Origin of the sequence: Methylobacterium sp. Leaf100 (assembly GCF_001422845.1) — a bacterium.
Lineage (GTDB): Bacteria > Pseudomonadota > Alphaproteobacteria > Rhizobiales > Beijerinckiaceae > Methylobacterium.
The window spans coordinates 355,122-365,157 of sequence record NZ_LMMW01000001.1; the positions used below are offsets into that span (position 1 = coordinate 355,122).

The 10,036-nt window shown below is 67.5% G+C and carries 17 protein-coding genes; 16 read left to right on the plus strand and 1 reads right to left on the minus strand.

The genetic code is table 11. The annotated features are described in order from the left end of the window. The first annotated feature begins 1 nt into the window (after nucleotide 1). The 11 genes from ASF25_RS01660 to ASF25_RS23855 all read left to right on the plus strand — a co-directional run bounded on the left by ASF25_RS01660 (nucleotide 2) and on the right by ASF25_RS23855 (nucleotide 6,025). A complete protein-coding gene (locus ASF25_RS01660; protein WP_244472859.1) occupies nucleotides 2–1,402 on the plus strand; it encodes a phage major capsid protein in 1,401 nt (466 codons plus the stop codon). Nucleotides 1,403–1,467: 65 nt separating this feature from the next. Further along, nucleotides 1,468–1,983: a hypothetical protein gene (locus tag ASF25_RS01665; protein WP_056302878.1), complete on the plus strand. Its 516-nt coding sequence runs from the start codon at nucleotides 1,468–1,470 to the stop codon at nucleotides 1,981–1,983. Nucleotides 1,984–1,996: 13 nt separating this feature from the next. Beyond that, nucleotides 1,997–2,491, plus strand: a complete 495-nt coding sequence (locus ASF25_RS01670; RefSeq protein WP_156368820.1) for a hypothetical protein — start codon at nucleotides 1,997–1,999, stop codon at nucleotides 2,489–2,491. Between the two features lie 299 nt (nucleotides 2,492–2,790). After that, on the plus strand, nucleotides 2,791–3,210 hold the full coding sequence (locus ASF25_RS23455) for a collagen-like protein (RefSeq protein ID WP_244472860.1): 420 nt from the start codon (nucleotides 2,791–2,793) through the stop codon (nucleotides 3,208–3,210). After that, the gene (locus tag ASF25_RS01680) at nucleotides 3,210–3,674 is read left to right on the plus strand and encodes a head-tail connector protein (protein WP_056302883.1); all 465 of its coding nucleotides are present in this window, start codon (nucleotides 3,210–3,212) and stop codon (nucleotides 3,672–3,674) included. The genes ASF25_RS23455 and ASF25_RS01680 overlap by 1 nt, the downstream gene beginning before the upstream one ends. Beyond that, nucleotides 3,674–4,018 (plus strand): head-tail adaptor protein, encoded by a 345-nt coding sequence (locus ASF25_RS01685; protein WP_056302885.1) that lies wholly within the window; start codon nucleotides 3,674–3,676, stop codon nucleotides 4,016–4,018. The genes ASF25_RS01680 and ASF25_RS01685 overlap by 1 nt, the downstream gene beginning before the upstream one ends. A gap of 1 nt (nucleotide 4,019) precedes the next feature. Next, a complete protein-coding gene (locus tag ASF25_RS01690; RefSeq protein ID WP_056302887.1) occupies nucleotides 4,020–4,580 on the plus strand; it encodes a hypothetical protein in 561 nt (186 codons plus the stop codon). Next, nucleotides 4,577–5,020, plus strand: a complete 444-nt coding sequence (locus ASF25_RS01695) for a DUF3168 domain-containing protein (RefSeq protein WP_082502428.1) — start codon at nucleotides 4,577–4,579, stop codon at nucleotides 5,018–5,020. Before ASF25_RS01690 ends, ASF25_RS01695 begins: the two co-directional genes overlap by 4 nt. A gap of 2 nt (nucleotides 5,021–5,022) precedes the next feature. Continuing rightward, complete coding sequence (locus ASF25_RS01700) at nucleotides 5,023–5,469, plus strand: phage tail tube protein (protein ID WP_056302890.1); 447 nt, start codon at nucleotides 5,023–5,025, stop codon at nucleotides 5,467–5,469. Beyond that, the gene (locus tag ASF25_RS01705) at nucleotides 5,466–5,867 is read left to right on the plus strand and encodes a gene transfer agent family protein (RefSeq protein WP_056302893.1); all 402 of its coding nucleotides are present in this window, start codon (nucleotides 5,466–5,468) and stop codon (nucleotides 5,865–5,867) included. Before ASF25_RS01700 ends, ASF25_RS01705 begins: the two co-directional genes overlap by 4 nt. Before the next feature lie 29 nt (nucleotides 5,868–5,896). Continuing rightward, nucleotides 5,897–6,025, plus strand: a complete 129-nt coding sequence (locus ASF25_RS23855) for a hypothetical protein (protein WP_280137315.1) — start codon at nucleotides 5,897–5,899, stop codon at nucleotides 6,023–6,025. Here the strand turns inward: ASF25_RS23855 and ASF25_RS01710 are convergent. Continuing rightward, a complete protein-coding gene (locus ASF25_RS01710; protein ID WP_056302895.1) occupies nucleotides 6,022–6,276 on the minus strand; it encodes a hypothetical protein in 255 nt (84 codons plus the stop codon). The genes ASF25_RS23855 and ASF25_RS01710 overlap by 4 nt on opposite strands. Nucleotides 6,277–6,289: 13 nt before the next feature. Between ASF25_RS01710 and ASF25_RS22455 the strand changes: the two genes are divergently transcribed. From ASF25_RS22455 to ASF25_RS01735, 5 genes are read left to right on the plus strand one after another with little or no spacing between them, the layout of a single operon-like run. After that, complete coding sequence (locus ASF25_RS22455; RefSeq protein WP_156368821.1) at nucleotides 6,290–8,506, plus strand: hypothetical protein; 2,217 nt, start codon at nucleotides 6,290–6,292, stop codon at nucleotides 8,504–8,506. 2 nt (nucleotides 8,507–8,508) lie between these two features. Beyond that, nucleotides 8,509–8,880 (plus strand): hypothetical protein, encoded by a 372-nt coding sequence (locus ASF25_RS01720; RefSeq protein WP_056302899.1) that lies wholly within the window; start codon nucleotides 8,509–8,511, stop codon nucleotides 8,878–8,880. A gap of 4 nt (nucleotides 8,881–8,884) precedes the next feature. Beyond that, the gene (locus tag ASF25_RS01725) at nucleotides 8,885–9,433 is read left to right on the plus strand and encodes a DUF1833 family protein (protein ID WP_056302901.1); all 549 of its coding nucleotides are present in this window, start codon (nucleotides 8,885–8,887) and stop codon (nucleotides 9,431–9,433) included. Further along, entirely contained in the window at nucleotides 9,430–9,828 is a 399-nt protein-coding gene (locus tag ASF25_RS01730) for a hypothetical protein (protein ID WP_056302903.1), read from the plus strand. The genes ASF25_RS01725 and ASF25_RS01730 overlap by 4 nt, the downstream gene beginning before the upstream one ends. 10 nt (nucleotides 9,829–9,838) lie before the next feature. Next, nucleotides 9,839–10,033 carry a hypothetical protein gene (locus ASF25_RS01735; RefSeq protein WP_056302904.1) on the plus strand — a complete coding sequence of 65 codons (195 nt, stop codon included), beginning with the start codon at nucleotides 9,839–9,841 and terminating at the stop codon, nucleotides 10,031–10,033. Nucleotides 10,034–10,036: the final 3 nt, after the last annotated feature.

The following is a 10,036-nucleotide window of genomic DNA, read 5'->3' on the forward strand; positions in this document are numbered from 1 at the left end:
CGTGAAAACCTTCCTGTCCCTCATGGCGGCGGGCCTGATGGCCCTCGCCTTCATCACCGCTGCACCCGACGCGCACGCCGCGTTCGGCTCGGCCCTCGCCTCCACCTCCCTGGCTCCCTGGGCCCTGGCCGGAGCCGGTGGCATCGCCCGCCTCGCGGCCTGCGCCATCGGCCCCCGCATCCTGTTCGAGCGGCCCGGCGAGGGTGGTACCGGCGGCAAGAGCGCGGCCGAGCTGGCCGCCGACTTCAAGCGGGACTTCGACACTAAGCACGACGGTGTGAAGGCCATCGCGGAAAAGGCCCTGGCCGAGGCCGCTAAGGGGACGCCGCTCGCGACCACGGCCAAGGAACTCGCCGATCAGGCCATCCTCGGCATGAACGAAGCCAAAGCTCGCCTCGACGAGCTCGACCAGAAGATGGCCCGTCGCGGCGAGCCGGACGATCGGCTGCTTACGGCCGGCGAACGGTTCGTGGAGGACGATGCGTTCAAGAGCTTCGCCGGCCAGACGCGTCCCCGCGGGCGCGTCCTCGTCGAGGTGAAGGATATCACGTCGCTCACCACCGACGCGGCCGGTTCGGCCGGGGCCCTGATCCCGGCCGACCGGCGCGGACTGCAGGTGGAGCTGCCGCAGCGCCGCCTCACCGTCCGCTCGCTCATCCTCCCGGGCCAGACGGCCAGCAACTCCATCGAGTACGAGCAGGAGAAGCTGTTCACGAACAACGCCGCCCTGGTCGCCGAAGGGGCCGTGAAGCCGCAGTCGGAACTGCAGTTCGAAGACAAGACGGCGACCGTCCGGACAATCGCGCACTGGATGCGGACTTCCGTGCAGATCCTCGCCGACGCGCCGGGCCTGCGCTCCATCATCGACCAGCGCCTGCGCTACGGCCTGGCCCTCGCCGAGGAGAATCAGCTCCTCAACGGGTCCGGCACCGGGCAGAACCTGCTCGGCCTCGTGACGGCGGCCGTCGCCTACGCGGCTCCCGGCGGGCTCATCGCCACCACGCAGGTGGACACGCTCCGCCTGATGATCCTGCAGGCGGCCCTCGCCGAGTATCCCCCGAACGGTATCGTGCTGAACCCGATCGATTGGGCTGCCATCGAGATGGGGAAGGACACGCAGGGGCGATACATCATCGGCAACCCGCAGGGCACCGTCGCCCCGACGCTGTGGGGCCTGCCGCTGGTCCCGACGCAGGCCATGGGCGTCGACAAGGCCCTGGTCGGCGCCTTCAACCTCGCGGCGCAGATCTTCGATCGCCAGGACGCCACCATCGACGTGTCGACCGAGGACCAGGACAACTTCGTCCGCAACAAGGTCACCATCCGCGCGGAGGAGCGGCTGGCGATGGCGATCTACCGCCCGCAGGCCATCGTCTACGGCGATCTCGGCCGCGTCGCGTAGCCCCCTCGGCTCATGCAGGCGGGCGGCTTCGGCCGCCCGCTCCATGAACCGAAAGGAGACGGACCATGATCAAGGCCATTCTACTCAAGCCCCTCGATGGCGATCCGGAGGGCTCCGTTCGCGAGTTCGACCGGGCTGATTTCGACCGTCTGGAAGCCATGGGCGCAATCTGTGTCGATGACGGCACGGGTCCGAGGCGCAAGCTTTCGGTGCTCGATGTGGCGGCCCAGATCGCCGCCGGCACAGAGGAACTCGCGCGCCTCGACCGGCTCGTGACCGAGGCCGGTGAGCGCCATCGGAAGGCGGTGGATGCCGCCGCAGAAGCGGAGCGGACGACGGCCGAGCGCCTGGACGTGCTTCGGCGGGATGTCGTGGGCACCGAGCGGTCGACCGCCGAGCGCCTCGACGCGCTCAAGCGGTCCGTTGCCGATGCCGAGGCGGCTGCGCAGGAGCGTAAACGTGTCCTGGCGCATGAGGCGGAGGCCGCCAAGGCCGAGAAAGCCGCGCCTGCGGTCAGCAACAAGGCTGCGCCACCGGTTGCCAATAAGGGCGACCCTGCCGCGCCCGTGACCAAGGGTTGAGCCGATGGGCCGCGTGGCTGCTACGGCAGCCCTCGGACTCATAATGGTCGGCCTGCTCGCTGCGCAGAATGGGTTCATGCCCTGGCGGCAGCCCGATGGGACGAACCTGTCTGGTATCGTGCTCAACTGCGACACCGGCTCGAACCGGGTCGCGGTCCCCTGCGGTGGGCCGATGACGCCGATGGCGGTGCTGGCGGCCCCCTTCATCCGCTCCGGCATGGGTGACCCGATCATCTTCGATGGGGTCACTGCCACGGCGAAGCAATTCGCCATCACCAAGCCGGCGGACGCGACCAGCTATCGGTTCGTGAACCCGTGCAACGTCGATGTCCGGATCCGCAAGGTGTCCAGCATGGATGAGACCGTGACGCTGCGGACCGGCACCCGCTTCATGGCCCGCTCGTCGGAAACGCTGGGCACGAGCGAGCCGAAATTCGTGTCCCTGATCGCGACGGCGCCGCCGACGGGCGAGTGCGCGCCGGAGCTTCAGTACGGGCGGGGCGGCTGATGCGTGTCCTCTCGATCCTGCTCTGCGCCGCGCTGGCGCTCGCTACGCCAGCGCACGGCACCCTGCGTTCCTCGAGCCCCATGATGGGTGACGGTGTCCCGCGGGTCGCTCCGGCGGGGCCGCAAGGGCCTCAGGGCGAACAAGGGCCGCCCGGGGCCGTTGGTCCCGCGGGGCCACAGGGACCGACGGGAGCCAAGGGCGATGCCGGACCAAGTGGTGGAACGGGGCCTGCGGGTCCTGCAGGCGCAACAGGCTCTCGCGGTGGAGACGGTGCACCTGGCGCTCGCGGTGCAGATGGCGTGGTGGGACCTGTGGGTCCGGCCGGCGGTGCAGGCGAGCGCGGAATCCAAGGCCTCCCGGGACCGAACGGCCCGGTTGGTCCGAAGGGGGATACCGGCCCGACTGGCCCGACAGGGCCTCAGGGTGGTGTAGGCGCCACCGGCCCGGCCGGCGCACCGAAGCGCATCGAGCGCTACACCGTCACGTCGTCGGTCGCGGGCATCGCCACCTTCACCTGGACGCCCTGCACCACCACGCCGGACGTGGACGTGATCCCGTCCTGGGTCGGCGAGCAGATGGTGATTGGCGGCGTCACCGCTCAGACCCTGTCCGGCGCGACCGTCGCGGCCAAGCGCTCGCGCGGCACCTTGCTGCTCACCGCTGGCCCGTTCGAGCCGGCGCCGGCCACGCCCATCACCATCCGGGTCATCTGCAACTGATGCGCGTCTCCGTCATCACGCCACCGCAACCGGTCGTGTCCTGGGAACAGGCAAACGCGCACCTCCGCCTCGACGGCGACGTGAGCGCGAAGGTCTATGTCGAGGGACTGATCGCCGTTGCGACAGCCTGGATCGATGGGCCGGATGGCTGGCTCGGGCGGGCGCTCGGCGAGCAGGTGCTTGAGGTGGTTCTGCCGGCGGGCGTCTGGTCGCGGGAGCGGCGCCTGCCGTTGCCGCCCCTGCTCGGAATCGTCAGCGAAACCCCGTCCGCCGACGGCGTCACCGTGCGTTATCGCGCGGGCTATGTCGATAGTGCGGTACCGGCGCCGATCCGCCACGCGATCCTGCTCATGGTCGGCCACCTCTATGAGAACCGTATGGCCGTCACGGCGGCCACGAGCATGGGCGCCATGCCCATGGGCGTCGATGCGCTCCTGTCGCCCTACCGCGTGTGGGGCATCTGATGGACCCCGGCCGGCTGGATCTCCGGGCGCAGTTCCTGCGCCAGCCGCCCATCCTCGACGCGGAGGGGCGCGATACCGGCGACCGGGGCGACTATGCGTCCGTCTTCACGGTCTGGGCCAACTTCCGCACGCAATCCGTGCGCGAGGCCGTTCAGGGCGGCGGCGCGCAGAACGTGGAAGAGGGTGCCTTGACCATCCGCGATTCGGCGAACGCCCGCACGGTCACCAACGCAGACCGGGTCCTGCTGCAAAGCCGCAACTTCGCGGTCACCGGGGTCGGCCTGCCGGATCGGCGGACCGGCCTCATCGTCCTCACCCTGTCCAGCAACCTCGGCGGCCAGTAGCATGGACATCAGCGCAACTTTTGGCCTCGCCACGCAAGGCTATTCCGCCCTCACGCTGACGGGTGCGGCGCGCGACTTCTCGAACGGTCGGGGCATCCTGTCCGGGCTCCGGCTCATCGACACGGTGTCCGGCATCTTCGGTGTCGAGGCCGTCACCAAGCAAGTTGTCCAGTTCGGGGTGAAACTCGCCCTGCGGGCCGACAACGCAAGCGAGCAGGCCGCCCGCGAAATGGTCGACCTGATGCGCTCCCGCGTGCCGCAGGACAGCGGCTTGCTCCTCAACGGCATCACGTACCGCCGCGAGGGGAAGACGTGGGTGGTCGAGGCCACGGCGGATCGTGATGGATACGACTACGCCTTGGCCGTCGAGGCCGGTCACCGGGCCGGCGGCACGGTCGCGGACGGCAATCTGTTCGCCGACACCACGGGCGCCGGTGGACGCCAGGTGCGGGCTTCGGGCCCGACCGACGTGGAGGCGCAACCGTATTTCTACAATTCCGCCCGCGAAGCCCTGTCCGATTGGACCGGCGAGCTGCGCGCAGCAAGCCGTGAGGGGCTATGACCGCGCTGTCGCCTATTCTGCCTCTCCGTGACGCTATCCGGAAATGCCTGCAATCCGATTTGGGCTTCCGCGAAATCGCTGACTACCGAATCTATGACGAAGTGCCGACAGGCAAAGCGCAACCGCCTTACGCCTACATTGGGCCTATGCGCCACACGCGGTTCGAGGTCGGGTGCGGGCGCGGCTGGACAGTTCAGGCGCGCCTCTTTGCCGTCTCCACCGCCGCCGGCCGAACCGAGGCGTGGTCGCTCATCGATGCGATGACGGCGGCCCTCGACGGGCGGGAGGTGTTCACTCCGCCGCTCGCCGCGCCCTTCCGCCTGCAGAAGATGATCGAGGTCACGCAGGCCGGCGACGTGATCGACCCGCTCCAGGCGAAGTCGGTGTTCCTCGATCTCACCACCCTCATCACCGGGCCGGGCCCGGATATGGAGAGCTGACCATGGCGACCCCCGATTATGCCGATCTCCTTCCCGGCAACCGATTTCGTACCTACCGAGGCGCAGGTGATGCCGCCAAGTTCGTGTGCCTCGCGACCTCGCAGACGCTGACCATTACCAATGCCTACGAGGATGCTACGGTCCCCGATTGCGCCAACCCTACGGCGATCCCGACTCGCAAGAGCATTAAAAGCTCGACCTCGTGGGGCGGCCGGTTCGCCGGCTCGCTCGCGGCCGATCACCTCGACGACTTCCGAGCCGACGTGGATAGCGAAACGGCAGTGCCCTACGAATTCCGTATTGACCGCGATGCGGCCGGCGGCGGCGGGAAGTGGGCAGGCAACGTCCACATCGAGAACTTCGAGATCACGAAGAACAACAACGGCATCGTGTCGTTCACGGCGCAGTTCCGCGGCGACGGCGCGCTTGCCTGGACCGGCGCCACGTGAGCGCGGGCGACACCTCCCGTACGATGGTGCGCGCCCCTTTCGGGGGGCGTGACCGCAACTTCCAGCTCCGACTCGGCGAGCTGTCCGAGCTGGAACGCCTGTGCAATGCGGGCGTCGGTGAGATCATGGCCCGGCTCGCCACGCACCGGTTCGGTGTGAACGACATCTGGGAGCCGATCCGTCTCGGCTTGGAGGGCGCCGGCTCTTCGCCGGTCGAGGCGCAGGCCCTGGTGATGCGCTACCACCCTCCGAACTATCCCATCGCCGACTTCCTGGGCCTCGCCGTGCAGATCGTGCAAGGCGCTGTCAGCGGCGTGCCGGAGGGAAACGGCGTGACGGAGGGGGGCGAAAACTCCGCCCCGGAGACCTCTCCGTCTTCATCCGCGCCGGGGCCGTAGCGGGCTACACGCCGCAGGACGTGAAGGGGATGACGCTGGCCGAGTTCCACGCGGCGCTCGACGGGTTCATCTCGGCCCATAGTCCGGCTGAGCAGGCGCCGTCCGATGATGAGTTCCTCGAGGTGCTCATGGAAGAAATGGCGGCTGGGCGAGCTTAGCGGATCTGAGAAGTCAGCCGAACCGCAATGGCTGTCGTCTTGTCCAGTGTAGCTGCCATGCCCTTTGTGCGCTTGAGGTCCTTCAGGTCGTCGTCGGTCGCACAGATGAACATCTTGCGCCCGTCCAATAGCCGCCCGTCGACATAGCGGGCGCATTCCAGTGGCGTCACTGGCTCCCTGACCCGGTCGAACGTGCAGGGCACCTGCTTGCCACCTGGCGTGCAGGCCATGAGGACGAGGATCAAATACATGGGCGTTTCCTAAATGGCCGATCCGCTTGTCATTCAATTCGGCGCAGACACCTCGCGCGCTCAGAACGCGATGGCAAGCCTTGCTGCGTCCATAGCCGGCAACATGGCGTCGGCTGGTGTTGCTTTGTCTGGCCTGGCTGCCAACAGCAACCAGACCGGCAACGCTCTGGGTGCCCTACAGCAGAACCTCACCCGCGCAGCCGGCGCCATCGGAAGCGACGTAAAGAACATCGCGACTGCTACGGCCAACGCGGCCACGGCTGAGAAAGCGACGCTTCAGGGCGTTGTAACCAGTTTCACCGCTGCGGCAGCGTCTTCGCAGGCGGCGCAGGCTGGTGTCCAGGCGGGTATTGCTGGCACGACAACCGCCATCACCACGCTCGGCGCACAGATCCCCGCCCTGCGGACCTTGCTCGGCGCCTTCATCGCATTCGAGGCCGCGAAGCTCGTGTTCGCCAGCGTGTCGGCATCCATTGACGCGGCGCGTGAGCACATCGCCGATTTCGTCAAGATTGGTAAAGAGGCTGAGCGTGCTGGCGTTTCCCCTGAGTATTTCCAGCGGGTTACGCTAGGCGCTGAGAAGTACGGTCTCACGGTTGATCAGGCTGCGGCATCGCTCAACCGTTTCCGCGACGCCGCCGACTTGAAGCTCGGCGAGGGCAAGGATGGACGCAATACGTCGGCGCTCAGCGACCGGCTTCAGCAGAACGTTCTTGCTAATAATATCACCGGATCGGAAAAAAAGTCCGTTGATGGCGCAGATGGCAACGAAGCAAAACTTCGTGCACTTCTTGCTATAATCCAAAGTCTTAAAGACGAAGGCAAGGATCTCGTCGCATTTGACTTGGCTGGAAAGTTCGTCGGCCCTGAGTTCGAGCGTCAGCTTCGCAACGGTGAGGATGCCGTCAACAAGCTCAAGGCGGCGATGGACAACACCTCAACAACGGTTGCTGGCATTCAGATTGTCGGTGCAGAGGAAGTTGAGCGGGCCAATCAACTCGACGCTAAGGCGAAGGACATCGCCAATACACTGGCTTCCGCGCTCGCACCGATCCAAAAGGATATCACGGCTTCAGTTCTCGACACTTACGACGCATTCCTGCAGGTCGAGTCCGCGATCGTGCGTGCGGTTGGCGCGGCGGTCAGTCTCTACACGCAAGTCACGAGCATCGTTGGCGGGATAAAAGAGGTCGTCAATCAGATTCCATACATCGGCAAGGTGCTGACGGCCGGCAATCAGATCACGGCGCTTCGCGAGGCCGGCAAGGCGATCGGCATCATCGGGCAGGCCGAAGCCGAGTTGCCAGAGATCGAGGTCAAAGCGCCCCGCCGCCGCGGCGGCGGCGGAAATCCGCTCCCGCAATTGGGTGGGGGGCGATCAGCACGTGGAGGCAGTGAACGCCTCGACGCCGTTGAGACCCTGATCAATCAGCTGGAAAAAGCCCGCGACACCGCCAAGGCCGAACTCGACAACGTCGAGAAGACGAACGTTGAGCGTGAGAAGGCGGTGGCGATCGCGAAGGCCGAGGCCGCCGCGCGTGAAGAGGTGCAAAAGGGCAACCGCGAGAGCGCAGCCCTTTCGGATGATGAGCGCAAGCGCGTGCTGGCCGGCGCCGAGGCCTGGCAGACCTATAAGGATCGCACCATGGACGCCAATCAGGCGATCCGTCAGGCGGCCGAATCGTCCCGCTACTTCGGCGAGGCCGCCTCGAACGCCTTCGCCGACGCCATTCTGGAAGGCCGTTCCTTCAGCGACATTGTCGGAAACCTGTCGAAACAGATCGCGCGATCCGCTTTGCAGGCTTCGTTCACCGGTCAGGGGCCGCTTGCCGGACTGCTGGGTACAGCCCCCGCGGCCAGCTCCGGTGACACCGTTGGCGGCATCGCCGGCCTGCTCAAGGGGTTCTTCGGAGGGTTCAAGGCCAACGGCGGACCAGTCGAGGCGGGTCAGGCGTACACGGTTGGCGAGCGCGGCCGAGAGATGTTCATCCCGAACAGCAGCGGGCAGATCGTGCCCATCCTCCAGGGCTCCGGGAACGGCGGCGGTGCAGCCCCGGTCAACGTCTACAACTATGCCGGCGAGCAGGTGCAGGCGACGCCGCAGCGGCGCAGCGATGGCGGCGTGGACCTCGTCATCCGCCAGGCCGAACGGGGCTTGGGCGGGCGCGGGCGCGCCGGGCAGGGGCCGCTCGCGCCGTTCCTCAACACCGCCGCCTCGCGAAAAGGCTGACCATGGCGTTGCCGTCCTGGCCGGCTGGCCTGCCCGATCTGGTGCCCCTCGTCGGATCGGGCGGCACCGAGGCCCTCTACACCCCGCCGCAGGTGACGGAGTTCGATGACGGCCCGCCGCGCGCACGGCGTCGTCAGCTCTACGATTCGACGGCTCGCAAGATCAGCCTGCGGCTGACGCGGGCGCAGTTCGTCACGTTCTGCGCCTTCGTGCGGGCCGATCTCAACATGGGTACCCGCCGATTCACGGCGCCCGTGCGGGTGCCCTCGGGCGTCCTCGCGCCGCGCACCTGTCGCATCGAGGGTGCGGTGTCGGAACGCGACGACGGGCCGACCTCCGTGGTGACCTTCGCCCTCGTGGTGCAGGATTGGTGAGCCAATGACGTTGAGCGCCGCGCTGGCCGAGGCCTACGCCTCGGGTGACGAAGAGGGCGTGATCCTCACCACCTGCGAAGTCGACCACCCGTCCCTCGATGCCGCGATCCTGCTCGTGCAGAACGTGGACAGCGACCTGGGCGCGCCGGGCGACACCTTGGCACTGCCCCTGTTCGAGGGCGGCCCGCGCCTGCCGCATCAGCTCTGCGCCTTCACCCTGATCCCGCCGGGTGCCGACATGGACGGGCCGACGGACGGCAAGCTGCAGATCGACAACGTGTCGGACCTACTGCACGAGCTGATGCGCGGCGTGGTCGGCTACAACGAGGCCATCACCATCGGGTTTCGGCAATACCGGGTGTTGCCGGGGCAGCTCGACGCTGTGACCGGGCCGGACGACGACGATCTGACCGGTCTGGAAATGACCCGGTTCGATATCTCGGCCGAGCGTGCCGAGGGCACCATCGCTTGGCCGGACGGCCGACAGCTCAACGTGCCGACCGGGCCCAACGCGTTCTTCGCCCGCGACGACTACCCCGCCCTGTTCTCATGACGGATCGCGCGGCGTTCCTCCGGAGCGTGCGCGGACGGCCCTATGACCGCGCCAGCTTCAACTGCTGGCACCTCGCCAGCCTTGCGCAGGCGGTGCTGTTCGGGCGCACGCTCCCGGCCGGCGACCCCGGGCTGGTCGCGGATCTCCGGGCCCGGGCCCGGATCCTCGCGACCCATCCGGTGCGGGCGGCCTGGCGCGCGATTCCCAAACCCGTGGACGGGGCCCTGGTCCTCATGGGCCGGGTGCCGGGCGCGGAAACCCATGCGGGGACGTGGCTGTCCGAGGACGGCGGCCTGATCCTGCACACCGACGAGGGGCACGGCGTGGCCCTCGATCCGCCGCTGGAACTGGCGCAGGCGCGCCGGTGGCGGCTCACGTACCTCATCCCCCTGTAGGAGCCCCGACATGGCCGCGAAGAGAACCAAAGTGACCCTGATCCAGAGCTCGGACGGTCAGGTGCGCCGCGCGCGCATCGACGGCACGGAAGTGGCCGTGGTCAGCGGCGGGCCCGTCATCATTGCGGGCAAGATGAGCGTGACGCTGACGCTGACTGATATCGACCTCGACGCCGAGGAAGCGTCGGCCGACAAGCCCGCCTGATCC